We start from the raw sequence: 24,883 nt of genomic DNA, 5'->3' as shown, positions 1-24,883 counted from the left end.
TTGGAAAACATGACAATTGTCAAGCTTTCAATCTATTCAAATTTGTATTTTTAATAAATTAAGAATTAATTAAATGGGATATACCGCCGAGGACTTTTTTAAAGCAAAGACTAGAAAAGAATTAATTAAGATTGCACAAAAAAAGGATATTAAAGTTCAAAAGGTTGTAAAAAACCTGAAATACGAAATTGAATTAAGTAAGCTTCAAAGCGAACTAGTTAACCTACAACAGTGGATTACAAAGAACAATTTACGTGTCGCTGTTTTATTTGAAGGTCGGGATGCTGCAGGTAAAGGTGGATGTATAAAACGCTTTATAGAGCACTTGAATCCTCGTTCTTCCCGCGTAGTAGCCTTGTCCAAACCTACTGACAATGAAAAGGGACAATGGTATTTTAGAAGATATATTAAAGAACTACCTAATCCTGGTGAAATTGTCTTTTTTGACCGTAGTTGGTACAATCGAGCTGTGGTGGAACCGGTTATGGGTTTTTGTACTAAAGATCAATATGAGCAATTTATTGTTCAAGTGCCCGAATTTGAGCATATGTTATACGAAGACGGTGTTATCATAATTAAATTTTGGTTTTCAATATCTAAGGAAGTTCAAAACAAGCGTTTCAATGCGCGTTTGAATAATCCATTAAAAGAATGGAAGTTTAGTCCGGTTGATAAAATGGGGCAGGTTCTTTGGGATAAATACACTTATTATAAAGAACAGATGTTTTCTAAGACCCACACTAATTTTAGCCCATGGATAATTGTTAAGACAAACGATAAAAAAACTGCACGACTAGAAAGTATGCGTTATTTGCTTTCAAGATTTGATTACCTAGATGAGGAAGACAGTTCTAATTTGATACAACCCGATCCAAATGTGATCGTTCGCTATTATAGGAATGCAAAACAAATTGATATTTAAAATGGAGAATATACAGAACATGAGCATATCACCGGAGGAATTGGAGCTGTTAAACTCTAAACTTGGTCTACGAAGTTTGTTTGCAAGTAAAAATATTGATCTAGAGAAAACTCTCCGAGAAATAAAATATGAACTACGATTACGAGAGCTTCAGGCAGAACTAGTAAAGTTGCAAGCTTGGGCAATCGAAAACAGAAAGAAGATAGTAATTCTTTTTGAAGGTAGGGATGCTGCAGGAAAAGGAGGGGCTATTCGGAGAATTACCGCACACATCAATCCAAGATATTTTAGAATAGTTGCCTTGAACAAACCTACTGAAGATGAACAGGGGCAATGGTATTTTCAGCGTTACGTTAATAAATTGCCTAAGCCTGGTAAAATTGTATTTTTTGACCGTAGTTGGTACAATAGGGCAGTGGTTGAACCAGCTCATGGCTTTTGTACCGAAGAGGAATACAAGATTTTTATGTCTCAGGTGAACGATTTTGAGAAAATGATAATGGAATCTAATACCTATTTGATAAAATTTTACTTCTCAATTACAAAAGAAGAACAAGGTAAGCGATTTGATGATATACAGAAGAGTAATTTGAAGCGCTGGAAGATGACCCCAATGGACGAAAGGGCACGAGAGCTCTGGGATGTGTATACTGGGTATAAAGAGGTTATGTTAAAAGATACAAACTCGGATCATGCTCCTTGGGTTATAATTGAGGCGAATAAAAAGACTGAGGCCCGTATAGCGGCAATTGAGCATATTTTAAAGACTATTCCTTATAATAAATAGAAAGAGGAGAAGGTATAATCAATCATATTTCGATTTAATTATATTTGTTAGATACAAAATAAGTAACTAATTGGAGGCCTACGCAAATGCCCTTTTATATGCGATTCCCTTTTTTATGATTCTTCTGATCATAGAGATTGCCTATGGTTATTTTATAAAAAATCAAAAGCATAAGGTGCTCGATTCTGTATCGAGTATAAGTTCGGGACTTACTAATATCATCAAGGATTCATTGGGTATTGGTATTATAATTGTCAGTTACCCTTATTTATTGGAGAATATTGCCTTATTAGAAATCAAGGCAACGTGGCTTGTTTGGTTGATAGCGTTTTTGGCCTTAGATTTTGCTGGGTATTGGAACCATCGATTAAGTCATAAAGTTAATTTTTTTTGGAACCAACATGTTATACACCATAGCAGTGAGGAGTTTAATCTTGCTTGCGCCCTACGGCAATCAATTTCAAATCTTCTTGGGTACTTTCCATTGTTATTGATTCCTGCGGCACTTCTTGGAGTACCGAGTAAGGTTATCGCAATTCTAGCTCCTATACATTTATTTGCCCAATTTTGGTACCATACGCAGTATATTGGGAAAATGGGGTGGTTGGAATATATTATTATAACCCCTTCTCAACATCGGGTTCACCATGCAATTAATCCAGAATACATTGATAAAAATCTTGGACAGATTCTTTGTGTTTGGGATCGTTGGTTTGGTACATTTCAAGAAGAACTTAAAGATGTTCCACCTCAATACGGGGTATTGAAGCCAGCTGCCACTTGGAATCCAATCATCATTAATTTTCAACATATTTGGCGCTTGATGAAGGATGCCTGGCGCACCAAGAATTTATTGGATAAATTACGTATTTGGTTTATGCCAACCGGTTGGAGACCTGAAGATGTCAAAGAAAAATACCCCATTCAAATCATTGAGGATGTATATCATTTTGAACGATACGAAACACGGGCATCATCAGCTCTAAAAGGATATTCAATTTTTCAATTATTGATGACAACAGCACTGTTGCTCTTTATGTTCTATAATTATTCTAAAATAGGCATTGATGGGTTGTTATTGTTCGGAGCGTTTGTTTTTGTCGGTATCTACGGGTATACCACTTTAATGGACGGTAAAATTTATGCGGTATGGATTGAAACTATACGCGCCATATTAGGCCTTGCGCTGATCTGGATAACGGGTGATTGGTTTGGAATTGATTCTTATTCCAGTTTTGGAAGCAGGTTTGTTGCTATCTATTTCCTGATTACTATAATTGCCGCATTGTATTTTACCTTTTTTGAAGGTAGTCCCCCTTTAAATAAAGCCACTCTTAATTGATATCATAAAATGATTAGACCATATATTTTAGCAGAAACGAACTGGAAAGCGCTAGAAAATGCCAAATTTGATTTGGCTATTTTGCCATGGGGAGCAACTGAAGCACATAATTATCATCTGCCATATGCTACTGATGTTTATGAGAGTGACGCTCTTGCTGCCGAATCAGCTAGGTTGGCTTGGGAAAAAGGGAGCAAGGTCATTGTTCTACCATCTATTCCTTTTGGGGTCAATACTGGTCAATCAGACATCTATCTCGATATTAATTTAAACCCTACGACTCAGTTGGCAATTTTGGCAGATGTGATAGAAGTACTTAACCGTCAGGGAATAAAAAAGTTACTGATTTTCAATAGTCACGGAGGAAATAATTTTAAACCCTTGGTAAGAGAACTGGGTTTAAAATTTCCTGAAATGTTCATTTGTTTTTCTAATTGGTTCCAATCACTGAACAAAACTGAATATTTTGATGAAGAAGGGGATCATGCCGATGAAATGGAAACTAGCCTTATGCTCTACCTAAGACCTGATTTGGTACTCCCCAAGAAAATATGGGGTTTGGGTTCTTCCAAAAAATTTAAAATCAAATCATTTTCCGAAGGATGGGTTTGGGCAGAACGCAAATGGTCAGAAGTCAGTGAAGATACAGGGATTGGTAATCCAATGCAATCGACAACAGAAAAAGGTGAGCGTTTCTTTAAAGACGTGACCATTAAAATTGGACAATTTATCCACGAATTAAGTAATTCAGATTTAGCAGACCAATACGAGTAGAAAAAGCTAAGAACCTGTTTTGATTTCTTTTTTAACTAACTTAATATATGCTTTCATTGCATCTTCTCGACTAATATCTTGAGCTTGAATCAATGCGTTTGCCTTGAATGCATTTATAAGGGGGGTTTTGCTCCCAGGGTTGTCAAAATTCTTTTTTGCAATCTTGTAGTAAGCATATAACTTGAGTAACAGATCTGCAGGTAATGGCTCCTTGTAACTGTTTAAAAACTCAACAGCTTCTTCAAAATTCTTAAGTAAGGTCTCCTTTTTCATTTTTGTCAACAAAGGTTGCAATACAGGTCTTGGCGCCAATAACTTTCTGATTTAGTTGAACGACAATGCCACAATCCAAAGGTAATAATAAGTCGACCCTAGAACCAAATTTGATAAAGCCCGCGTCCTCACCTTGATGAACACTTTCACCTTCTTCAGCATAATTTACAATACGCCGTGCCAGTGCACCCGCTATTTGTCGATAAAGTATTTCTCCAAATTTTGGTGTATTTATGACCACGGTAGTACGTTCATTATCTGTGCTCGACTTAGGGTGCCAAGCAACTAGATATTTGCCAGGATGATATTTTGAATACTTAATTGTACCGCTTATTGGATATCTTGTAACGTGTACATTTAAAGGGGACATGAATATCGAAACCTGCATACGTTTTTCATTAAAATATTCAGTTTCCATTACTTCTTCGATGACAACTACCTTGCCATCAACTGGAGCTAATATTTCATCAAAAAGATTGTTGGCTCCTCTTTTAGGGTTTCTAAAGAATTGAAGTATCAAAACTAGAACAACTATGGCCGCTAACTGCAGTCCCCATCGTACCCAATCATTGAGCACATAAAACTCTGAAAGTAAAACAGTTGCCACAACAAGGAAAAAGGTGATCAATATGATAGTTTGACCCTCTCTATGAAACATAAGCGAAAATATTAAGTGTTAAATATGCAAAAGGTGCAGCAAAAACCATACTGTCTAAACGGTCTAGCATTCCGCCATGCCCTGGTAATATAGCCCCGCTGTCTTTAACTCCTGCTGACCTTTTGAATTTTGATTCTATTAAATCCCCTAGAGTTCCAAAAATCACTATTACCGCTGCCAGGATCATCCATTGTAACGGGCTGATTATAGGTTCATATTTGCCCAAAAAGTATGCTGCAACAAATGTAAACACTAACCCTCCTAATGTGCCCTCAATGGTCTTTTTAGGAGATACTGCAGTGAATAGTTTGTTGCGACCAATGGTGCTTCCAACTAGATAAGCGAAAGAATCATTTACCCATATCATTATGAAAATGCCCATAATCAATAATTTGGCAAATTCATTGTCTTTGTAAGGAATCATTGTCAAAAAAATACATCCTCCTCCAATATAGAATAGACCAATTATAAACTTTTGAAAAAAATTGAAAGGCCTTTCTTTTTTTGAAAACAGAAAAAAGAGCAAAGCAATATTCATTGAAATCGTAAGGAACATTAATATATTAATGAGCCATTTATCATGTACTAAATAAATAAATGCCCACCATAAAGCCAAGTAAGCAATAAAAATATGATACCCCTTGAGATGTACCAATCTTTTGTATTCATATAAACAGGCCAGCCCAAATGTCATGAATAAAAAATCAAAAGCGTCTGAACTAAGGAATACTGCCGAAAGTAATAGGATAATGTACACGGCTCCGGAAAGTGCTCTTCTTAAAACTTCTTTCATACTATAGATCTTCCAAAAGTAAAAGGTACAAATTTTTGGAGCTGCTACCGTATGTTAAAAAATCATTTGAGTTTTCGTTTGTGGCCTGAAAGTGCTTTAACGTAGTTATGTTCGCTGGAATACTATGCCCGTATTTCTTTTTAATTTTCTTTAAGCCTTCACCAATGGATTCAACAAGTTGACTTGTAGTCGCAAAAACAATAACATTGCCAGGGAGCTCATTGAGTTTCTTTTCCATCAACTGGTTGGAGCAAACTAAGATAGAACCATTTTGTGCTATCAAATGCTCACAAGTTGTGAAGAATACTTCACTTTCTTTGGTTTTATGTGTAAAGCTTATTGTTTCCTTGGCAAACCTATCTTCAAGCATAGGATTCATGGCAAAGAAAGGTTGATTTTCCCAACTATTTTCTATGACAATGTTTTTAAGCGCTTCTGATATCTCCTGAAATGAATCGCAGTAAATAAACTTACCGCCATTATTTTTAAAGTGAATGGTGAATTTTTCGTCTACAGGAATGTTCAAATCAGGCATATGAACCCCTCGGGTTTCTGCTGTTTCCTTAGAAACCTTTTTCTTTCCACCACCAAAAAGTTTATCAATTAGCCCCATTAACTTAATTAAAGCTTCTTATCGTGTTCAGTATATGTTAGAACAACGTAAAATGTACCTATTTATTTTCTTTTTCTTTCTCCTCTATGGTTGAAGTATCCTCATCTGTTTTGGATTCTTCCTTAGTAACTTCCTGCCCTTTTTCATCAAACGCCTTGTCAAATGGTCTTTTCCCGAAAATCTTTTCCAAATCTTCCTTGAAAATAACTTCTTTCTCTAAAAGACGCTCAGCCAATTCAGTTAGTTTATCCTTGTTTTTTTCCAGCACATCAATGGCTCGTTTGTATTGCTCCTCAATAATCTGCGAAATCTCTGCATCAATTTTCCTGGCAGTTTCTTCGCTATAAGGTTTTGTGAAACCATATTCGTTCTGACCTGAGGAATCATAATAGGTAAGATTTCCTATTTCATCATTCAGTCCATAAACGGTCACCATAGCCCTGGCCTGTTTTGTTACTTTCTCAAGATCACTAAGTGCTCCTGTAGATATTTGGTCAAATATTACTTTTTCGGCTGCTCTACCACCTAAGGTGGCACACATTTCATCTAACATTTGTTCGGGTCGAACAATAAGTCTCTCTTCAGGTAAATACCAAGCCGCACCTAATGATTGTCCTCGAGGAACAATGGTGACTTTTACCAAGGGTGCAGCATGTTCTAGCATCCAACTCGTAGTAGCATGGCCAGCCTCGTGATAAGCAATAGTCTTTTTTTCTCCAGCAGTTATTATTTTGTTCTTTTTCTCAAGACCGCCAACAATCCTATCGACGGCATCCAAAAAATCTTGCTTGCTTACAGCTTTTTTCTCTTTACGGGCAGCAATTAGCGCTGCTTCGTTACAAACATTCGCTATGTCCGCGCCTGAGAAACCGGGTGTTTGTCTTGCCAAGAAATCCAAATCTAAAGTCTCGGCAGTTTTTATAGGCCTTAAATGAACTTCGAAAATCTCTTTTCGTTCCCTTATATCGGGTAAATCAACATAAATCTGCCTGTCGAAACGACCAGCACGCATCAAAGCTTTGTCCAAGACATCTGCTCGGTTTGTGGCTGCCAGAACAATTACATTGGTATTGGTCCCAAACCCGTCCATTTCTGTCAATAGTTGATTCAGGGTATTTTCGCGCTCATCGTTAGAACCTGTAAAATTGTTTTTACCTCTAGCTCTACCAATTGCATCAATCTCATCTATAAATATTATTGCCGGAGATTTGTCTTTGGCTTGTTTGAATAAATCTCTAACTCTAGATGCACCCACACCCACGAACATTTCAACAAAATCTGAACCAGAAAGAGAAAAGAACGGTACTTTGGCCTCACCAGCAACGGCTTTAGCCAATAAAGTTTTACCGGTTCCTGGAGGTCCGACCAATAAAGCTCCCTTTGGAATTTTCCCTCCCAAAGAAGTGTACTTATCAGGATTTCTTAAAAATTCTACGATTTCTTCAACTTCTTCTTTTGCTCCTTCCAAACCAGCAACGTCCTTAAATGAAGTACGAGTGTCAGTTTTTTCATCGAATAATTTAGCTTTTGATTTGCCTATGTTGAATATTTGCCCTCCGGCACCACCACCTCCGCCGCCAGACATTCTGCGCATAAGATATATCCAGATACCAATAATCAGAACAAATGGGAGTATACCTAACAAAAGCTCACCCAGATAATTTGATTCCTTGTCGAATTCAACAACTGTATCCAGGCTTTCAGCTTTTTTTATCTCTGTAATTTCATTTTGAAAAATCTGAAGATCTCCAAAGTCCAATATATATTGCGGTATTGCACCCGTTGAGGGTAAGAAAGGTTTTTCTGCAACTTCTTTATGAACCGCCTTTTGAAGGGCTTCATCTGTCAAAAATACCTTGGCTTGGTCGGTATTGGTAATGATAATTATTTTTTCAATATCACCATTCCTCAAATACTCTTGTAATTCTGATGTGGTTGTTTTTTTGGTGTTAGCTAAGTTGCCCCCCCCGATAAATTGAAAACCAATTAAAAACACTGCTATTAATCCATAGATCCACCATGAACTGAATTTAGGTTTTTTGGGAGTTGTATTATTATCTTTTGCCATTCTTTTTTTTTACTGATTTACACTACTTTCAATTACCGTGAATTTGGCGTCACCCCAAAGACCCTCAATATCGTAGTATTCCCTAATTTGTTTTTGGAAAACATGTACTACTACATTAACATAATCCATTAACACCCACTCTGCATTATCCTCACCTTCTACATGCCACGGTTTGTCTTTAATAGCTTTACTAACTGTTTTTTGGATTGAACCTACTATTGCATTTACATGAGTGTTCGAAGTACCATTACAAATAATAAAGTAGTCACATACGGTATTTTCTATTTCTCTTAGGTCCAGTAAATTTATATCGTGCCCTTTTACTTCTTCTATTCCCTGTAAAATTAATGCAATTAACTCATCTGCACTAGCTTTCCTTTTTTGCATTCAATAATTTTAGTTTATACAAAGTTATTATTTTTTTGTTCTTTTAACCCTAGTTTTTAACATTAGATTCTACTTTCTCATATTGGGTATTACATGCAGATAATCAAACTTAGTGCCACGGACTCTACAAATCTTTACTTAAAAGATTTAATGGGTTCACATTCTTTAGAAGATTTTACGGTAGTAATTGCCAATGATCAAACTATGGGTAGAGGACAGTTGGGTACTATCTGGGATTCAGAACCTGGTAAGAATCTGACATTTAGTGTTTTAAAGAAAATGAGTTCAGTTAATTTTCCAAATCTGTTCATGTTGAATATTTGCGTGTCATTAGCAATTTATTCTGCTCTTAAAAAGTTGAACATACCCAATTTAAAAGTCAAGTGGCCTAACGACATTCTGTCAGGTAATGCGAAGATTTGTGGAATTTTAATTGAGAATATTCTCGCTGGTAATCGTATTCACGCCTCAGTTATCGGTATTGGCTTGAATGTGAACCAAATTTCATTCAATGATCTACCAAAAGTAACTTCTTTGAAATTATCACTAGGTAAATCCTTTGATTTGGAACCTGTTTTGAATTCAATAACACAGGAATTGAAGCTAATCTTTGAAAGATGCCAACTTGAAGGAACCCTCGAATTAGAAGAGGAATACACTCAATTATTATTCAGAAAAGACAAACCCTCAACTTTTAAATCCAAAGAAGGTGAAATGTTCACTGGGATTATTCGCGGTATCTCTAAAGAAGGAAAACTTATGGTTGCCCTAGAAGATGAAGTTTCAAAAGAATTTAATCTAAAAGAAATAACCCTTTTGTATTGATTTAAATTGAATCTAAATTTTCTGATAAGGTGCCCATGAATTTAGTAATGGGCGATTTAATCATCATGGCCATCATTGCATTGAACTCACCTGCAAAACTCAAGATGATTTCACTTTCATTCTCTCCAAGTTCAATAATGTCAGCCGTCAGGGTAAAGGGCAATTTATCACTTGCTGCGCCTAAAACTATTTTATTATTAGGGTGTTGCTCATTTCGCTGAAGCACAATTTCGGGCATTCCTTTAAGTGCAAAGAGAAAACGGTCCTCGTTGATGACTTCGAATTTATCTATATTTTCCGGCATCAATTTTTCAAAATTCTCGAGCTTGGTCAAAAATTCAAATACTTCTTGACTACTTTTATTTACGGTCCTTTTAGGAGTTTCTATATGCATGTTTTAATTATTGTTGCCATTCTGAGGGTTTTTTACGCCACTCCATCAATGTTTTTAGTTGTTCTTCTTTTATATAGCCTGTTTCCGAAGCTTGTTCAATTAAATGGTTATAATCAGATAAAGTATGTAACTCAAGCTTTTTTTCAGCGAAATTTGCGTCGGCCACATCAAATCCATAAGTAAAAATGGCAAGCATACCTTTGATATTGGCTTGGGAAGCTTCAAGTGCGTCAACAGCATTCAGACTACTTTTGCCAGTACTTATTAAATCCTCGATTACAACTACAGTTTGGTTTGGTTCTAAATAACCCTCTATTTGGTTTTGTCTGCCATGAGATTTTGGTTCTGGTCGTACGTAAATGAAAGGCAATCCCATATAATCAGCAACCAAAGCCCCAATTCCAATGGCGCCAGTGGCTACACCGGCTATGACATCAGGTTTACCATAAAGATTTTCAACCTGTTTGGCCATTTCTTCGCGTACAAAATTGCGAATCATGGTATAGGATAATATTATTCTATTGTCACAATAGATTGGTGATTTCCATCCTGAAGCCCAAGTAAAAGGATTTTCAGGATTCAACTTAATTGCATTAATTTGCAATAGAAGCTCTGCAGTTTTTTTTGCGGTGTTTTTGTCTAAAACCATTAAGCAAATGTATAAAGTTTTTGTTAAAGAATTACCTCTGATTTTAACAAATAATCTATCTGAAATAACCAACAGCAAATACTTTCTGTTAAATGGGGAATCTATACAGGAAGCCATTGGTCTGTTGTCCAAGAAAAAGATAAATGAAGCTTACATTTATCATCCCAACCATGAGGAATTATTAAAAAAATTCTGTAAAAACATTCCGAGAGTAGTAGCAGCTGGGGGGGTTGTTACAAACAAAGAAGGTAAGGTTCTATTTATTTACCGCAATGATAAATGGGATTTGCCGAAAGGAAAACTTGATAAGGGAGAGACAATTGAAGAGTGTGCCATTAGAGAAGTTGAGGAAGAGACTGGGGTTAAAAAACTTAAAATCGAAAACTTTCTGAGAACAACTTACCATATTTTTAAACGCAATGGGCAGTTTAAATTGAAAGAAGTACATTGGTATGCCATGAAAACCTCCTACGACGGTGAATTGAAAGGGCAGAAAAGTGAGGGAATAGAGAAGGTAAAATGGAAAGGCCCAAAAAAAATAAAAAAAGCCCTTACCAATTCTTACGTAAATATCAAATCTCTGTTCGGGGAATGATATTTTAATCTTTCAAACTTTTTGGGTTTTATTCGACAGGTCTTGTTATATCAATTATCTCGGCTCTGCTAACAGGCTTAGTGTTGAAAGATATCATATGATGTGTTCTTTCATTATAATTCGCCCAATTTTGATGGTCTATAGGGTCGATTGAAGAAGTCACAATATTAATCCGGACTTTTTCCTTTATAGGGAGTTCTACAAAATCTTCTAAGAATTGCCATCCATCCATAATTGGCATATTGATATCCAAGAAAATAATTTCGGGAACAGGGTTGCCGTCATTCATTGCCTTTTTTATGCCATCAATGGCTAATTTACCATTTCCGAAAGTGCTAATGGTATTACATTCTATCGAATTAAGCATTTTCCGAATTCCGAAAACCATAATTGGATCATCATCTACTATAAAAATTGAATTAATTTTCTTCATTGAAATAAATATTAAATGTTGTTCCAGATCCAACTGTACTTGATACGGTTACTTTTCCGTTCATTGCCTCTATTTGATTTTTCGTGATGTAAAGTCCAATGCCTCTAGATCCATTGGTATTGTGGAAGGTCTTGTACATTCCGAATAGTTTATCACCATATTTTTTTAAATCTATTCCAAGTCCATTGTCCTCAATGCTCAGAATGGTAAACCCATTTTTACTTTCGGTACTTAATTTGATAACCGGGTCTCGCTTTGGGGATTTGTATTTAATGGCGTTGGTAATAAAATTCACCAAAATACTTTCGACATATGTAGGGATGGTAGGTATGTAAACATCATCCGAAATTTTGTTGTAAATTTTTACTTTTTTCTTCTTAAGTAGCCCATCAAGTTTATTCGTTACCTTATTTATTTTTTTATTCAGATTTATTGATTTCTTTTTTAAGTTGATGTTTGTGCTAATTGCAAGAACCTGATTAAGGTTTTCTAAGGTTTCAAGTAAATTATTGGATGCATCTTCAAGCATTTTAATTATGTTGTTTCTCTCAGTCTCATTTTTCTCATTGATCAAGAATTCTAAGAGCATAGAAAAATTTGCGGAGTGTGATCTTAAATTATGGGAAACTATATGGGCAAATTCCAAAAGTTTCTTGTTTTGTAAAGAGGTAACATTTATTAAACCTCTAAGTTCTTCCTCTTTTTGCTTTAACTCAGATATGTCTAGACTAATTCCAACTAATCCAGTTACACTTCCGTCTTCCCCTTTTAAAGGGATTTTAGAGCTTAGAAAAGTACTAATGGTCCCGTCTTTTTTCTTTTTAATGGTCTCTTGTCCAAGTATTGGTTTTAAGGTACTAATTACCCCCAGGTCCTCATTACGAAATTCTTGAGCCGTTTTCTTATCATATAAATCAAAATCACTCTTCCCTAAGAGTTCCTCCTCACTGTCCACGCCCAGATAATCACATTCTGCCTGATTGACCAAAATTTTTCTTGACTGGGTATCCTTTATATATACGTTTAATGGTAAATTGTCAATCAGTGTTTTTAATAGTTTTCGTTCTTCTCTTATTTGCTGCTCTTTTTTCACCGATTCAGAAATATCCTGAATTATTGTCCAAACTAATTTTTCTCCTTTTCTATTTACGATCAATGATTTATTTATAATCACTGAATATTCTTTACCATCTTTATTGATGATTTTTTCTTCAAATGGGCCAAAAGCTCCATTGTTTTCTAGTTCGAGGTTAATCTGCTCTTTGTTTTGGTTATTGGTATTTTTTAGAAAATCCCAAAAAACAATCTCATCAATATTTGTTTTATCATATCCAGAAATATTTTCAAAAGAGGGGTTGAAATCTAAAATTCTCCCAGTTTCATAATCGTACAAAATGAAACTAATCGGTGACATTACATATAATGTCCTAAATTTTTGTTCGCTCTCTTTTATTTTGTCTCTGGCTGCAACCATTTCAGTAATCATTCTACCTTCAGCTAGCAGAGAAACGACTTTGTTATTGTCATTGTAAATGGGCTTTAGTGAAAAATCGACCGGAATAGGATTTTTATCCTTGTCTAGAACTTTAATCTCACTTCGCATGAATTCACCTTTGGCAGCTGATTTCACCACCTGTTTTAACCCTCCTTTTACAAAATCTGGTATGGGCCACCAATAGGCGTCCCAGAATTTTTTACCTACTATGTCTTCTAATTTTTTATTTGCAAAATCAAGTGCAGTGTCATTGATTTCTAAAAGAGTGCCATCGATGTCAAGAATTCCTGTAAATTGATAAGAGGAATTAAAAATGCTTCTGAAGTACCTGTCTTTTTCTTCGAGTTTTATTTCGGCATCCCTTTTTTCCGTAATGTCCAAAGACATTCCGATTATACCAGCTACCTCATTATCTTCATTTAAAAGTGGAATTTTTGAGCCCAAAAAGAGAGTCTCTTTTCCATCTTTAGTTTTACAGATATCCTCTCTAGCTAATATAGGTATAAGCGAGTCCATCACTTTGTACTCCTCATCAGCTGATAATTGAGCAGATTTTTTGTCTAGAAAGTCAAAATCTGTTTTCCCTAAAAGTTCTTCAGGATTTTTTGCCCCATTGAATTCACATTCTGCCTTGTTGACTAAAATTTTCCGTAAATTAATGTCTTTGACATAAATGTTAATTGGAAGATTGTCTATTAATGTTTTAAGTAGTTGTTCACTTTCCCTGGTTTTTATATCTGATAATACTTGTTCATTAATGTCTTTGAATGTGCCGATAAGGCCAATGAATTTATTATTCTTAAAAACGGGTTGACCAGATGCAATTACCCATATTTCATTGCCTTTTTCTGTTATGATTTGTAATTTTTCATTCCAGGACTTGCCTTCTCTCATGGCTAAGTCAAATGCCATGGATATTGTATTTCGACTATGACCGTTTTTATAATAATTAATGGCAGTATCAATGTTGGGTTCAAAATTTGTATTTACCTCATGAATATCTTTGGTAATATCGCACCAAAGAAGGCAATCTTTTACTGCATCATATTCCCATGTCCCAGTTTTTGTCGTTTCTGACTGCACATTTATGAGTGCCTCAAGTTTTGCTAGTTTTAAATCATTTAAAACTCTTTGGGTTACATCTTCTATTTGTATGATGACTCCAATGATATTTTCTTTTTCATCATACCAGGGGAGATCGATCCATTCGAACCATTTTTCCTCGTTATTTTCATCAATATGGTTTTCGATACGGCCTTCATGGATAATTCCTTTTAGGCATTCTTTGAGAATTTTTTGATGACTGTCAAAGCTTTTTCCTAAAAGTTGATTTATTTTCTTACCTGTAATCTTTCTGTCTGTGAAATCAAAAGCATTGATCCACCGATCAGAAGCATGTACTACTTCTAATTTTTTATTTAAAAAAGCAGTTGCTTGTGGCAGCTGTTTTATTAAATAATTATTAGGATCTATTTGACTTCTTTTTATCATATTACAGATATTTCTTACTAAAGTAGAAGTATTTTGTAATATTCATTAACCTTTGTTGTGAATAGGGCTATACTAGTTGTGATACCTTATTTATTCAGTATGAAGACGAATTCGATAACGTTTATACGAGAGAAAATGATTACAATTTAATAGCCAATAAAAAGCTTTTAGAGAAAGTGTTTATATATTTAATAACAACTGTTGATTGGACTATTTTACCTTTACACTATCTGGAACCAAAATTGAATAATTCCCACCATTTCGTATCACATCCCTTACTATTGAAGAGCTTATATATGACTTGCCTGAAGAAGTAAGTAAAAAGACGGTCTCAATTTCAGATAATTTTCTATTTGTATGGGCAATTGCTTTTTCGAATTCAAAATCTGCTGGATTTCTCAAACCTCGTAAAATAAATTCTGCGCCAATCTTTTCGCAAAAATCAACAGTAAGTCCTTCATAGGTCATTACTTTTATTTTGGGTTCATTTTTAAATGCACCATTGATGAATCCAAGACGTTGATCTAAAGTGAACATATATTTCTTGTCCGCATTAATACCTACCGCTATGATCAATTCATCAAAAAGGGTAATGCCCCTAGAGATAATGTCATGATGACCTAGGGTTAGAGGGTCAAAGGAACCTGGAAAAATAGCACGTCTCATGATGTAAATTTAGTGGTTTTTGGGCAATACTTCCTCAATAGCACCTCCGAACAATTCAGATAATGAAATTCCAGCTTCGCCAGCTTGTTGAGGTAATATACTTTCTGTTGTAAGGCCTGGAGTGGTATTCATTTCTAACATAAACGGTTCATCACCTATAAAAATGAACTCACTTCTTGAAAATCCGGTCATTTTCAGAACGTCATAAGCTCGTTTTGCAGCTTGAATCACGTTTTTTTCTTGTCGGGAACTGATCCTGGCGGGTGTTATTTCCTGTGACTTACCTTCATACTTGGCTTCGTAATCAAAAAAATCATTCTCAGTAACAATCTCTGTTATCGGTAGAACCTTAGTTTCCCCTTTGTATTTGATTACACCGACTGAAACTTCGGTTCCGTCCAAGAAACCTTCTATTATTATTTCATCATCTTCCTTATAGGCAAATTCAATGGCTTCTTTTAATCTATCCTTTTCATTCACTTTACTTATTCCAAAACTACTCCCCGCTTTATTGGCCTTTACAAAACATGGCAACCCTACTTGTTCGATTATGGCATCTTCATTTATTTCATCACCTAGATTTAGATAGTATGATGGCGCGGATTTTATTCCATAAGGTTTAAGAACGCTTAATAAATCTCTTTTGTTAAAGGTTAAAGCAGCTTGGTAATAACCACAGGAAGTCTGTGGAATACCTAGCAATTCAAAATAAGCTTGCATTAGCCCATCTTCCCCTGGCGTACCATGAATGGCATTAAAAACACAATCAAAAACAATCTTTTCATTGTTGACCTGAATAGAGAAATCATCCTTGTTCACCTCATGTTCCGCATTGACATCATCAACATACACCCATTTTTGCTTAAATATGTGAATTCTATAACGCTCATATTTTTCTTTATCCAAATAATCATGAACCACATTTCCACTTTTGAGAGATATTTTATACTCACTTGAGTATCCACCCATAATAATGGCCACTTTTTTCTTCATATTCAAATCTTGAAAGTTCTTGTTTAAAAGGAATATTGAGTATTCAAAGTAAAGAAAAAAGCAATCTATTTCTTCTGATATTCTATATTTTTTTAGGATTTAAATATAAATATCGATGAACACCCCATTACTTTAACCAACATTTGGGAGGCTTGCATTCTATTGTTTTGACTCATTTCCTATATTTGTGGCCTCAATTACAACGTATGAAGAATTTTTTCAATTTTTTGAGAAGCAAAACATTTTTAATTCAAATAGGGTTGGCTCTTGTTTTATCTGTGCTTTTGGTTTTTCTCTCCTTACGATGGTTGAACGGTTCAACCAACCACGGTGAATTTGTTGAAGTTCCCGATTTTGCAAAGATGTCGGTAATGGATATGCGCCAGGCCGTGGAGGATGCTGGATTGCGTTATGAAGTACTTGATTCTGCTAATTTTAATCCAGAATATCCAAGATTTTCTATCATAGAACAGGATCCAAAGGCTGGAAACAAAGTAAAGGAAAACAGAAAGATTTATTTCACTGTAAATCCGTCTGGTTATAAAAAGGTAACAGTTCCTAATATTATACAGGTAACGCAAAGAAATGCATCCTCGATGTTAAAAGCGGTAGGGTTGGATGTACAACGGGTTAGTTATATTGATGAGTTGGGCAAGGACATGGTATACCAAATCAAGTATAAAGGAAAGTATGTTAAGCCTGGGGATAAGCTTCCAAAAACTTCGAAAATAGAATTAATCTGTGGAAATGGCTCAATTACCACCCGTGCCCAGATTAAAGCTGATTCTGAATAAATTATGGAGTCCGCCATGGGTCCAGAACTCAACGACGAAGAACTCTATGAACATCATAAGTTCATAGCATCTAAAGGTCAAGAACCCCTTCGTGTCGATAAATTTTTGATGAACTTCATAGAAAATGCAACTCGGAATAAAATTCAGCAGGCTGCAAAAGATGGCCATATTTGGGTCAATGAAAAAATCGTTAAACAAAATTATAAGGTAAAGGCTGGTGATGAGGTGAAAGTATTGTTTGAACACCCACCATATGAGCTATTACTAACTCCGGAAAATATTCCTTTAGATATTGTTTATGAAGATGATGTGTTACTGGTAGTGAACAAACCTGCCGGTATGGTGGTTCATCCAGGTCATGGAAATTATACTGGAACTCTGATCAATGCACTTTTATATCATAGTAAAGATTTGCCTGTAAACAGTAATGACCGGCCAGGACTGGTACACCGAATTGATAAAGATACCTCTGGTTTACTCGTTGTTGCCAAGACGGAGGCTGCTATGACCCATTTGGCTAAACAGTTTTTTGATAAAACCTCGGAACGTGAATATGTTGCTTTGGTGTGGGGTAATGTAGAAGATGAAAGCGGAACAATTGAAGGTAATATTGCGCGAAATCCCAAGAACCGATTACAAATGCAGGTTTTTCCTGAAGGAGAACAAGGAAAAGAGGCGGTTACACATTATGGGGTTTTAGAACGTCTTGGGTACGTTACTTTGGTTTCTTGCAAGTTGGAAACTGGTCGTACACACCAAATAAGAGTACATATGAAGTATATAGGGCACACCTTGTTCAATGATGAGCGCTATGGGGGTGATAAAGTGCTTAAAGGAACAACCTTTACCAAATACAAACAATTTGTTGATAATGCTTTTAAAATACTACCAAGACAAGCACTGCATGCGAAAACGCTTGGTTTTGTTCATCCCGTTTCCGGTGAAATGATGCGATTTGATTCTGAAATTCCTGAAGATATGAGCCTTTGTATTGATAAATGGAAGGATTATGCAAAACATAGTATGTAATAGGTAATCATTATATCCCTATAAAAACAACTGTAGTAACCCTTTAGGATTGTTGCTCGATCCTTATTATTTTTGAGTCAAATACCAAGCTATGAAAATTGTTATATCCCCAGCAAAATCATTGAATTTTGAAAGTGAATTGCCCAATTCAAGGTATTCACAACCTCATTTTATTGAGCAATCCGAAAGGTTGAATAAAGTTTTGGCAAAGAAAAGGCCAAATGCATTGTCTAAACTAATGGGGATTTCAAAGAATTTGGCCGAGCTTAATTGGGAACGTAACCAAAAATTTTCAGTACCGTTCTCTCCTGAAAATGCCAGACCAGCGGTTTATGCCTTCAATGGCGATGTTTATCAAGGTCTGGATGCCTACACTATTCCTGAGGAGAAGCTAGACCAACTTCAAAACACATTGCGGATATTGTCTGGTTTATATGGAATTTTAAAACCCTTGGATTTAATTCAGCCTTATCGTCTAGAAATGGGAACCCAATTAAAAATAGCCCGAAGAAAGAACCTCTATGAATTTTGGAAAAAACAATTGACTGATTACCTTAATGCTGAACTTGAAGATGGAGAATTGTTTATTAATTTGGCAAGCAATGAGTACTTTGGGGCCATTGAGGAAAAAAATTTAAAAGTACCTGTTATTACTCCTATTTTTAAGGATTGGAAGAATGATAAATTAAAAGTCATTAGTTTCTTTGCCAAGAAAGCCCGTGGCTCAATGGTCAGGTACATTATTGAAAATGATGCCAAGTCTTTGGATGATATCAAAGGATTTAATCTTGACGACTATATGTTCAGCAAGGAGCATACCCTGAAGGAAAATCAACCCGTATTTATCCGCTAAAAATCACTTTTTCTTTTTCGCCTTTTTTTTCTTGGCCGGAATCGCTTCTTTAACTGCTTTTCTTGGCCTTCTTGCCCCGTATGATTTATTGGCTATTTTACCTCTTTTTGTCTTGATATCGCCTTTTCCCATAATGTAGTTGTTTGATTCTCTTAAAATTACGAAATATGTCCGTAAAAATGTATTCAATTTACGGTAGTATTTCAAAAAGTATTATTACCTATATTGCAAATAACATAACGGTAATTTTTTGTTCCTACATTCCCACCCATATGAACCATTTATTTTTGAGGAGGTGACCAAACTTATAGTTGGTACGCTGCCACCTCCCAGATTCACAACCAAGGAATTGAAAAAAAGGGATGTTGATTTTTCTTATGGGAGTCGAGACGGACAATTGTGGCCCATCCTTGATTGCATTTTTGATTTAAATCTTTTGTTTGAAACCAGCGAAGAGGCAATATATCAGCGAAAAAACTTTCTTAGAACTCGAAAAATTGGTGTTTGTGATATAGTTGAAAGTGCAGAACGGTTGAAAGTCGATGCCTCTGACTTGGGAATGAGGAATATTAAGCTACGCAATGTTCTTTCTTATGTAGAGGATTTGCCAAATGTAAAGACCCTACTCTTTACCGGCGGAAACAGTAAAAATGGTCCAGAGTACTTCTTTAGGCAACTGTTGAAGAAACATAATATTAGCCTGGATGTGATTAATAACGATGTGCCTCGCATCCATCAATTTGAACTTTCAGACAGTTCAAGAGTTATCAGAACAGTTTCTCTCACAGCTCCTTCCGGAGCTGCAAATAGGGCAGTGGGTAGCATAAACGAATACAAGAGATTAAAGGCCGAAAACCCCAACTTCAATACATTTGATTTCAGGGTGTTGCAATACATGTCATTTTTTTGATTTAATGCTTCAGTACTGTTTTGTGTAATTGCTACATGTTTGTTTTGCACTTTCTATGGCAATTTTTGTTATTTGGACAATTTGATATTCTTTGCTAAGGTAATTTCACGATATTTGTTGGGCTCATAAGAGATTTTTTCTACTTGGAAATAATTAAAGAATATTAGTACATAACACATGCACAAAACTGAAAGATTAGAGGAATTCAAGAAATCGGTTAACAACAAATTCAATGTTTACAATAGCCTGTTTTTGAACCTGCCATATCGCAATATAGAAAACGTAGGAATGGTTGTGCCATTGCTTTTGCATCAATCTGTGAAAGGACTCAAATCAGGATTGAATCCGCAAGATATTTTGGAATCTTTCTTTCAGAACTATGTGAATATAGAAAATGAAAAGGATCGTATAGATTTTATGTTTCGTATAATTCAATATGTAGAACGTCAAGTTGTTTTATATGATAGTGTTGAGGATGCGGCATTTCCAAAGCTACAGGAACATAGTGAATCACTATCAATCAAAGATTATTTTCAACTAGTGAATAAGACTAAAAGTTGGGATAAAGTTGCTGAAAAATTATCTTCATTTAGTGCAAGAATCGTGCTTACAGCTCATCCAACGCAGTTCTATACCCCTGCTGTTTTGGATATAATGAGTGATTTACGTGAGCTAATCGAAGAAAATAAAATTGATGATATAGATATCACGCTACAGCAATTGGGACTAACATCATTGATGAACAGTAAAAAGCCAACACCTCTTGATGAGGCCAAGAATATCATCTACATTTTAAGACATGTTTATTACGATGCCATGGGTGACCTATATTCTTACATTAAAGAGAACATTGATGATGAGGATTTTCAGAACCATAATATCATGAAGCTTGGTTTTTGGCCAGGTGGTGATCGAGACGGGAACCCTTTTGTTACTGCAGATATTACGAGAAATGTTTCTGATGAACTTCGTATTAGTCTAATGAAGTGCTACTACAACGATCTCAAAACGCTTCAAAAGAAATTGACTTTCAAGGAACTCCAGGTACATGTAAGGGAATTAAGGGATAAATTCTATGCTGCTATGTTCAATCCTGAAACCATAGTTAAATATGAAAATATCATTGAAACCCTTTCCAATATTAGAGGGCTTTTAATCGATGATTACCACGGACTTTATTTGAGCGAATTAGATCATTTTATTGATAAAGTTAAAATTTTCAAGACCCACTTTGCCACATTGGATATTCGCCAAGATCATAGTATGCATATAAGGGTTGTACAGGAGATATTGGTGAAGAACGAAATAATAATAGCAGATATAAGCGAACTAAGCGAAGAAGATTTGGTCAAAGTATTAATTAACAAAGACCTGAAAGTAAATTCCAATGATTATGAGGGCACAATAAAAGATACCCTTGTGAATATTTCGCAGCTGGCCGCAATACAAGAAAAGAATGGCGAAGAAGGTTGTAACAGATATATTATCAGTAATTCTGAGGATATTTTCTCTGTACTTTTTGTTTTTGGTCTATTTAGATGGTGTGGTTGGAAAACCAACAAAATAACATTTGATATTATACCGCTTTTTGAAACCATGAAGGGGATGGACAATGCAGAGGCTACCATGCAATATTTGTATGATTTGCCTATTTATAGAGAGCATCTTGAAAGGCGGGGTGATAAACAGACTATGATGTTGGGCTTTTCTGATGGTACCAAAGATGGTGGATATTTAAAGGCAAACTGGTCTATCTTGAAAACAAAAGAAGTCCTTTCAAAAGTGTCTAAAAAACAACATATAAAAGCTTTGTTCTTTGATGGCCGCGGCGGACCACCAGCTCGTGGAGGTGGTAAAACACATAGATTTTATGCTGCGCAAACTAAGGACATTGCCAATAACGAAATTCAGTTAACAATTCAAGGCCAAACAATTACCAGTACCTACGGTACTAAAGAACAGTTCATGCATAACAGCGAACAATTGTTAACAGCAGGGTTATCCAACAATCTTTTTGGGAAGGAAAATGTAATCTCTAAAGAGTATAGAAAGTTACTTGAGGAATTATCAGAATTGAGTTTTAACAAATATGATGCATTAAAAAAACATGAAATGTTTATTCCATATCTGGAAAACCGAAGTACACTTAAATATTACCAAAAGGCCAATATAGGCAGTAGACCTGGAAAACGAGGTAATAAAAAGCAGTTGGAATTAACTGATCTAAGAGCTATTTCCTTTGTGGGGTCGTGGAGTCAATTAAAACAAAACGTACCTGGTTATTTTGGAATTGGTACAGCCATTAAGTCTTTAAAAGAAACAGGAAAGTTACGCCAGTTGAAAAAAATGTATAAAGAAGTTCCATTCTTTAAGGCTTTGATGCTCAATAGTATGATGTCTTTGACCAAGTGTTATTTTGAGCTAACAAGTTATATGAAGGAAGACCAGAAGTATGGTGAATTTTGGCAAATTCTTCACGAGGAATATCAGTTGTCTATTGATATGTTATTACAGATTTCTGGTTCGAATATATTGATGGAAAATGAGGCGATTTCTAGAGAGTCTATTGAGATTCGTGAGAACATAGTATTGCCCTTATTAGTAATTCAACAGTATGCCTTACAGAAAATAGGACAATCAACAGAATACAAAGAATTGTATGAAAAAATAGTAACACGGTCACTTTATGGTAACATTAACGCAAGTAGGAATTCGGCTTAGGTTTCAATATATAAGGTGTTGATTCTTTCTGAAAATGATTGGGTCAATTCGCTTGTCTTTTAAATTCAATTGGTCAAACTCAAATAGCGCTCACATAATGGGTATTTATTCAGATTATATATTTATAAAACTCTTACAGAATTCGTAGAAGTTACTATATTAGTCACATGTACTTTTACTTAATTGTTGCGCTTCAAGGTTTTTGCTTATATCACTGTTTCGTGAATAAAAACCAATACTATTGGTTTTTTGTAATACTGTTTTTACCAGCTCTCGGTTCTATACTATACTTGTTCTTGAATGTTTTTCAGAAGCAGGATATTGAGAAGGTCCAAGAAGAAATTACCACAGTAATTAATCCGACAAAAATAATAACCGACCTTGAAAAAAAATTAATGTTTTCAGAAACTTTTGAAAATAGAGTTGCTCTTGCCGATGCCTATTTGAAAGCGAAAATGTTCGATGAAGCAGAGGGTCATTATCGGACTTCCTTGCAAGGGACATTTGAAAATGACTATTATGTAAATACACAACTCCTTGAAACCTTATATTTTTCATCACAATTCGAAAAGGTCTTATCACATGTTGGTTCAATCAAAGATTCACCAAAGTTCAAAAAGTCAAGAGCTTCATTTTTATATGCCCTTGCCTTGGAGAAAACGGGTGATATTGCCTTGGCTGAGGAGTATTTAATCAAGTTTGATGCTCCTTATTCACGTTATCAAGAGCGGCTAGAGCTCGCAAAATTCTATATAAGAATTGATTCTATTGATAAAGCACGTGCGCTTTTAAAGGAGATTGAAGAAGAGTCCGTAGGAATGTCGAAAACCAGCTATAAACAGAATAAAATATTGATTAAGAAGGCCAAAGACCTCTTGGAATCCGGTTTAGGAAATTAGTTTACTGCAGTACTTAAAATCCCATAGAAAGCTTTGATGCCATATGCAATCTGACTTATTTTAAGATTCTCATTTGGGCTATGCTGATTATTATCAGCGTTGACCATTGGTACAATAAATGCTGGAACATTCAATTCATTTATAAAAGGTGCTATGGGTACGGTACCACCCATAATTCTAATTTGCACCACATCTTCTCCAAATTTATCATTCAATGTTTTTACCAGAAACGCCCCATAGGGGTTATTCAGATCTGTTCTAAAGGCGTTGGTGACCGAACCTTCTGTAATAGTCATTATTCTATCATGTGCCATTCGTTCTTCTTTACTTGGCGTTTTGTCAGTTATGTAAAATCCTTGGTTTTTAATATGGTTCTTTACCAAAGTTTTTAAACGTTTACCATCAGATTCTGGAACTAAGCGTAAATCAAGTTCTGCGGTAGCGCTTTCTGGAACAATGGTTCTTGCTTTCCTACCTATCCATCCTGAGCCCAGACCTCTAATATTTAAAGAGGGGTATTGTAATGCTTCTTGATAAAACGCACCTACTTTTTCAGGAGTTTTTACGGCAAGGTTGTCGTTGATGATTTCAGCATTATCCGGAACACTTTTGAGGATTTCCATGGTCTTGGCATCAATTGATATTCCATCATAGTAACCATCAATCAAAACTTTACCATCGCTATCTTTCATTGTGGCCAAGACTTGTGCCAATTGAAAACCAGGATTAGGGGCATAATTACCGTAATGTCCGCTATGTTGAGGTTTTATGGGCCCGTGTGCAGTTAATGTTAATGAAGTAATTCCTCTACATCCATATATAACGGTAGGTTTTCCAGAAACATGAACCGGGCCGTCATTTATGACCAAGAAATCAGCCTTTAGCAAATCACGGTATTCTTTAACAGCCTTAGGTAACGGTTTACTGCTTTTTTCTTCTTCGCTATCCAGAATAACCTTTACATTAAAAGGTAAGGTGATATTGTTTTCTTTTAAAAGGTCAATAGTATTTAGGAACATAACAATTGGGCCTTTGTCATCGGCTGTTGACCTACCAAATAAGCGCCAATCGTAATTAAGGTTTGTTGCCAAACTATCAAAAGGTTTTTTTACCCAATTACCTTTTACTTTGGACTTTAAAACTACTTGATACGGATTGGGTTGGTCCCATTTTGATGGGTCCACAGATTGCCCGTCTAAATGCATATAGAAAAGAATGGTTGGTTTGTTGTCCTCCATAGGAAGGGCAGCAAAAAACAAAGATTCACCTTCAGTTGGCAATACAGTAGAGTTGAATCCTCTTTCATTGAACTTGTTGGTTAACCATGTGATATTTCGATTAATGTCCGCATGATCTAAGGCATCATTGGGGATTGCAACAAATTCTCGAAGTTCGTTTATCGTGTTGCTGACTTTTGACTTTAATTGGGTAGCGTCTTGAGCAAAAGAATTAATAAAGTTAAGGCATAGAATTAAGGCAAAAAGTCTCTTCATTTCGTATGTGTTAGATAAGATCTTAA

The 24,883-nt window shown here is 35.5% G+C and carries 26 protein-coding genes; 12 read left to right on the top strand and 14 right to left on the bottom strand.

What is annotated here, in order from left to right; all coding sequences use genetic code 11:
- Positions 1-73 precede the first annotated feature (73 nt).
- From ppk2 (FB2170_RS00335) to FB2170_RS00320, 4 genes are all read left to right on the top strand, one after another.
- Positions 74-922, top strand: coding sequence for a polyphosphate kinase 2 (gene ppk2 / locus FB2170_RS00335; RefSeq protein ID WP_013304495.1), 849 nt, complete (start codon positions 74-76; stop codon positions 920-922).
- 19 nt (positions 923-941) lie between these two features.
- Positions 942-1,709, top strand: a complete 768-nt coding sequence (gene ppk2, locus FB2170_RS00330; protein ID WP_041632935.1) for a polyphosphate kinase 2 — start codon at positions 942-944, stop codon at positions 1,707-1,709.
- A gap of 70 nt (positions 1,710-1,779) precedes the next feature.
- On the top strand, positions 1,780-3,051 hold the full coding sequence (locus tag FB2170_RS00325) for a sterol desaturase family protein (protein ID WP_013304493.1): 1,272 nt from the start codon (positions 1,780-1,782) through the stop codon (positions 3,049-3,051).
- A gap of 9 nt (positions 3,052-3,060) precedes the next feature.
- The gene (locus tag FB2170_RS00320; protein ID WP_013304492.1) at positions 3,061-3,825 is read left to right on the top strand and encodes a creatininase family protein; all 765 of its coding nucleotides are present in this window, start codon (positions 3,061-3,063) and stop codon (positions 3,823-3,825) included.
- A gap of 6 nt (positions 3,826-3,831) precedes the next feature.
- Here the strand turns inward: FB2170_RS00320 and FB2170_RS00315 are convergent, their stop codons facing one another.
- From FB2170_RS00315 to rsfS, 6 genes are read right to left on the bottom strand one after another with little or no spacing between them, the layout of a single operon-like run.
- Positions 3,832-4,098, bottom strand: coding sequence for an acyl-CoA-binding protein (locus FB2170_RS00315; RefSeq protein WP_013304491.1), 267 nt, complete (start codon positions 4,096-4,098; stop codon positions 3,832-3,834).
- Entirely contained in the window at positions 4,076-4,756 is a 681-nt protein-coding gene (locus tag FB2170_RS00310) for a phosphatidylserine decarboxylase family protein (RefSeq protein ID WP_013304490.1), read from the bottom strand. Before FB2170_RS00310 ends, FB2170_RS00315 begins: the two co-directional genes overlap by 23 nt.
- Entirely contained in the window at positions 4,746-5,549 is an 804-nt protein-coding gene (locus FB2170_RS00305) for a phosphatidate cytidylyltransferase (RefSeq protein ID WP_013304489.1), read from the bottom strand. Before FB2170_RS00305 ends, FB2170_RS00310 begins: the two co-directional genes overlap by 11 nt.
- Position 5,550: 1 nt before the next feature.
- Positions 5,551-6,162 carry an LUD domain-containing protein gene (locus FB2170_RS00300; RefSeq protein WP_013304488.1) on the bottom strand — a complete coding sequence of 204 codons (612 nt, stop codon included), beginning with the start codon at positions 6,160-6,162 and terminating at the stop codon, positions 5,551-5,553.
- A gap of 58 nt (positions 6,163-6,220) precedes the next feature.
- Positions 6,221-8,230, bottom strand: a complete 2,010-nt coding sequence (ftsH, locus tag FB2170_RS00295; RefSeq protein WP_013304487.1) for an ATP-dependent zinc metalloprotease FtsH — start codon at positions 8,228-8,230, stop codon at positions 6,221-6,223.
- A 9-nt stretch (positions 8,231-8,239) separates the two neighbouring features.
- Complete coding sequence (gene rsfS, locus FB2170_RS00290) at positions 8,240-8,617, bottom strand: ribosome silencing factor (RefSeq protein ID WP_013304486.1); 378 nt, start codon at positions 8,615-8,617, stop codon at positions 8,240-8,242.
- A 93-nt stretch (positions 8,618-8,710) separates the two neighbouring features.
- On the opposite strand from rsfS, the gene FB2170_RS00285 reads away from it, so the two are divergent.
- On the top strand, positions 8,711-9,442 hold the full coding sequence (locus tag FB2170_RS00285) for a biotin--[acetyl-CoA-carboxylase] ligase (RefSeq protein ID WP_013304485.1): 732 nt from the start codon (positions 8,711-8,713) through the stop codon (positions 9,440-9,442).
- A gap of 1 nt (position 9,443) precedes the next feature.
- Here FB2170_RS00285 and FB2170_RS00280 read toward each other — a convergent pair whose 3' ends face one another.
- Both FB2170_RS00280 and pyrE read right to left on the bottom strand, forming a co-directional pair.
- Complete coding sequence (locus FB2170_RS00280; RefSeq protein ID WP_013304484.1) at positions 9,444-9,836, bottom strand: orotate phosphoribosyltransferase; 393 nt, start codon at positions 9,834-9,836, stop codon at positions 9,444-9,446.
- A gap of 7 nt (positions 9,837-9,843) precedes the next feature.
- Positions 9,844-10,485: an orotate phosphoribosyltransferase gene (pyrE, locus tag FB2170_RS00275; RefSeq protein ID WP_013304483.1), complete on the bottom strand. Its 642-nt coding sequence runs from the start codon at positions 10,483-10,485 to the stop codon at positions 9,844-9,846.
- 7 nt (positions 10,486-10,492) lie between these two features.
- Between pyrE and FB2170_RS00270 the strand changes: the two genes are divergently transcribed.
- Positions 10,493-11,080: an NUDIX hydrolase gene (locus FB2170_RS00270; protein WP_013304482.1), complete on the top strand. Its 588-nt coding sequence runs from the start codon at positions 10,493-10,495 to the stop codon at positions 11,078-11,080.
- A gap of 28 nt (positions 11,081-11,108) precedes the next feature.
- Here the strand turns inward: FB2170_RS00270 and FB2170_RS00265 are convergent, their stop codons facing one another.
- From FB2170_RS00265 to FB2170_RS00250, 4 genes are all read right to left on the bottom strand, one after another.
- Positions 11,109-11,513, bottom strand: a complete 405-nt coding sequence (locus FB2170_RS00265) for a two-component system response regulator (protein WP_013304481.1) — start codon at positions 11,511-11,513, stop codon at positions 11,109-11,111.
- On the bottom strand, positions 11,500-14,499 hold the full coding sequence (locus FB2170_RS00260) for a PAS domain S-box protein (RefSeq protein WP_013304480.1): 3,000 nt from the start codon (positions 14,497-14,499) through the stop codon (positions 11,500-11,502). Before FB2170_RS00260 ends, FB2170_RS00265 begins: the two co-directional genes overlap by 14 nt.
- Positions 14,500-14,709: 210 nt before the next feature.
- Positions 14,710-15,165 (bottom strand): pantetheine-phosphate adenylyltransferase, encoded by a 456-nt coding sequence (coaD, locus tag FB2170_RS00255; RefSeq protein WP_013304479.1) that lies wholly within the window; start codon positions 15,163-15,165, stop codon positions 14,710-14,712.
- A gap of 9 nt (positions 15,166-15,174) precedes the next feature.
- Positions 15,175-16,158 carry a D-alanine--D-alanine ligase gene (locus FB2170_RS00250; protein ID WP_013304478.1) on the bottom strand — a complete coding sequence of 328 codons (984 nt, stop codon included), beginning with the start codon at positions 16,156-16,158 and terminating at the stop codon, positions 15,175-15,177.
- A 206-nt stretch (positions 16,159-16,364) separates the two neighbouring features.
- On the opposite strand from FB2170_RS00250, the gene FB2170_RS00245 reads away from it, so the two are divergent.
- The 3 genes from FB2170_RS00245 to yaaA all read left to right on the top strand — a co-directional run bounded on the left by FB2170_RS00245 (position 16,365) and on the right by yaaA (position 18,834).
- Positions 16,365-16,952, top strand: a complete 588-nt coding sequence (locus FB2170_RS00245) for a PASTA domain-containing protein (protein ID WP_013304477.1) — start codon at positions 16,365-16,367, stop codon at positions 16,950-16,952.
- Between the two features lie 3 nt (positions 16,953-16,955).
- Positions 16,956-17,981 (top strand): RluA family pseudouridine synthase, encoded by a 1,026-nt coding sequence (locus FB2170_RS00240; protein WP_013304476.1) that lies wholly within the window; start codon positions 16,956-16,958, stop codon positions 17,979-17,981.
- 91 nt (positions 17,982-18,072) lie between these two features.
- On the top strand, positions 18,073-18,834 hold the full coding sequence (gene yaaA, locus FB2170_RS00235; protein ID WP_013304475.1) for a peroxide stress protein YaaA: 762 nt from the start codon (positions 18,073-18,075) through the stop codon (positions 18,832-18,834).
- 3 nt (positions 18,835-18,837) lie between these two features.
- Here the strand turns inward: yaaA and FB2170_RS17120 are convergent, their stop codons facing one another.
- Positions 18,838-18,966, bottom strand: a complete 129-nt coding sequence (locus FB2170_RS17120) for a 30S ribosomal protein THX (RefSeq protein ID WP_013304474.1) — start codon at positions 18,964-18,966, stop codon at positions 18,838-18,840.
- Positions 18,967-19,084: 118 nt separating this feature from the next.
- Between FB2170_RS17120 and FB2170_RS00230 the strand changes: the two genes are divergently transcribed.
- From FB2170_RS00230 to FB2170_RS00220, 3 genes are all read left to right on the top strand, one after another.
- Positions 19,085-19,744, top strand: a complete 660-nt coding sequence (locus tag FB2170_RS00230) for a uracil-DNA glycosylase family protein (protein ID WP_013304473.1) — start codon at positions 19,085-19,087, stop codon at positions 19,742-19,744.
- Between the two features lie 177 nt (positions 19,745-19,921).
- Positions 19,922-22,465: a phosphoenolpyruvate carboxylase gene (locus FB2170_RS00225; RefSeq protein WP_013304472.1), complete on the top strand. Its 2,544-nt coding sequence runs from the start codon at positions 19,922-19,924 to the stop codon at positions 22,463-22,465.
- Positions 22,466-22,686: 221 nt separating this feature from the next.
- Positions 22,687-23,364: a hypothetical protein gene (locus tag FB2170_RS00220; RefSeq protein WP_148232030.1), complete on the top strand. Its 678-nt coding sequence runs from the start codon at positions 22,687-22,689 to the stop codon at positions 23,362-23,364.
- Here the strand turns inward: FB2170_RS00220 and FB2170_RS00215 are convergent.
- Positions 23,361-24,857 carry a M20/M25/M40 family metallo-hydrolase gene (locus FB2170_RS00215; RefSeq protein ID WP_013304470.1) on the bottom strand — a complete coding sequence of 499 codons (1,497 nt, stop codon included), beginning with the start codon at positions 24,855-24,857 and terminating at the stop codon, positions 23,361-23,363. The two genes, FB2170_RS00220 and FB2170_RS00215, sit on opposite strands and share 4 nt — an antisense overlap.
- Between the last annotated feature and the right edge of the window lie 26 nt (positions 24,858-24,883).

Origin of the sequence: Maribacter sp. HTCC2170 (assembly GCF_000153165.2) — a bacterium.
Taxonomy (GTDB): domain Bacteria; phylum Bacteroidota; class Bacteroidia; order Flavobacteriales; family Flavobacteriaceae; genus Maribacter_A.
Note: the sequence above shows the minus strand (reverse complement) of the source record. Positions and strands in the feature narration are given on the sequence as shown.

What these genes read in the sequence shown, in the direction of transcription:
- coaD (WP_013304479.1), bottom strand. Translation starts at nt 15,165, where the DNA reads ATGAGACGTGCTATTTTTCCAGGTTCCTTTGACCCTCTAACCCTAGGT.
- FB2170_RS00260 (WP_013304480.1), bottom strand. Translation starts at nt 14,499, where the DNA reads ATGATAAAAAGAAGTCAAATAGATCCTAATAATTATTTAATAAAACAG.
- FB2170_RS00270 (WP_013304482.1), top strand. Translation starts at nt 10,493, where the DNA reads ATGTATAAAGTTTTTGTTAAAGAATTACCTCTGATTTTAACAAATAAT.
- yaaA (WP_013304475.1), top strand. Translation starts at nt 18,073, where the DNA reads ATGAAAATTGTTATATCCCCAGCAAAATCATTGAATTTTGAAAGTGAA.
- FB2170_RS00305 (WP_013304489.1), bottom strand. Translation starts at nt 5,549, where the DNA reads ATGAAAGAAGTTTTAAGAAGAGCACTTTCCGGAGCCGTGTACATTATC.
- ftsH (WP_013304487.1), bottom strand. Translation starts at nt 8,230, where the DNA reads ATGGCAAAAGATAATAATACAACTCCCAAAAAACCTAAATTCAGTTCA.
- FB2170_RS00320 (WP_013304492.1), top strand. Translation starts at nt 3,061, where the DNA reads ATGATTAGACCATATATTTTAGCAGAAACGAACTGGAAAGCGCTAGAA.
- FB2170_RS00280 (WP_013304484.1), bottom strand. Translation starts at nt 9,836, where the DNA reads ATGCATATAGAAACTCCTAAAAGGACCGTAAATAAAAGTAGTCAAGAA.
- FB2170_RS00215 (WP_013304470.1), bottom strand. Translation starts at nt 24,857, where the DNA reads ATGAAGAGACTTTTTGCCTTAATTCTATGCCTTAACTTTATTAATTCT.
- FB2170_RS00225 (WP_013304472.1), top strand. Translation starts at nt 19,922, where the DNA reads ATGCACAAAACTGAAAGATTAGAGGAATTCAAGAAATCGGTTAACAAC.
- FB2170_RS00245 (WP_013304477.1), top strand. Translation starts at nt 16,365, where the DNA reads ATGAAGAATTTTTTCAATTTTTTGAGAAGCAAAACATTTTTAATTCAA.
- FB2170_RS00315 (WP_013304491.1), bottom strand. Translation starts at nt 4,098, where the DNA reads ATGAAAAAGGAGACCTTACTTAAGAATTTTGAAGAAGCTGTTGAGTTT.
- FB2170_RS00285 (WP_013304485.1), top strand. Translation starts at nt 8,711, where the DNA reads ATGCAGATAATCAAACTTAGTGCCACGGACTCTACAAATCTTTACTTA.
- ppk2 (WP_041632935.1), top strand. Translation starts at nt 942, where the DNA reads ATGAGCATATCACCGGAGGAATTGGAGCTGTTAAACTCTAAACTTGGT.
- FB2170_RS17120 (WP_013304474.1), bottom strand. Translation starts at nt 18,966, where the DNA reads ATGGGAAAAGGCGATATCAAGACAAAAAGAGGTAAAATAGCCAATAAA.
- ppk2 (WP_013304495.1), top strand. Translation starts at nt 74, where the DNA reads ATGGGATATACCGCCGAGGACTTTTTTAAAGCAAAGACTAGAAAAGAA.
- FB2170_RS00250 (WP_013304478.1), bottom strand. Translation starts at nt 16,158, where the DNA reads ATGAAGAAAAAAGTGGCCATTATTATGGGTGGATACTCAAGTGAGTAT.
- pyrE (WP_013304483.1), bottom strand. Translation starts at nt 10,485, where the DNA reads ATGGTTTTAGACAAAAACACCGCAAAAAAAACTGCAGAGCTTCTATTG.
- FB2170_RS00265 (WP_013304481.1), bottom strand. Translation starts at nt 11,513, where the DNA reads ATGAAGAAAATTAATTCAATTTTTATAGTAGATGATGATCCAATTATG.
- rsfS (WP_013304486.1), bottom strand. Translation starts at nt 8,617, where the DNA reads ATGCAAAAAAGGAAAGCTAGTGCAGATGAGTTAATTGCATTAATTTTA.
- FB2170_RS00310 (WP_013304490.1), bottom strand. Translation starts at nt 4,756, where the DNA reads ATGTTTCATAGAGAGGGTCAAACTATCATATTGATCACCTTTTTCCTT.
- FB2170_RS00300 (WP_013304488.1), bottom strand. Translation starts at nt 6,162, where the DNA reads ATGGGGCTAATTGATAAACTTTTTGGTGGTGGAAAGAAAAAGGTTTCT.
- FB2170_RS00240 (WP_013304476.1), top strand. Translation starts at nt 16,956, where the DNA reads ATGGAGTCCGCCATGGGTCCAGAACTCAACGACGAAGAACTCTATGAA.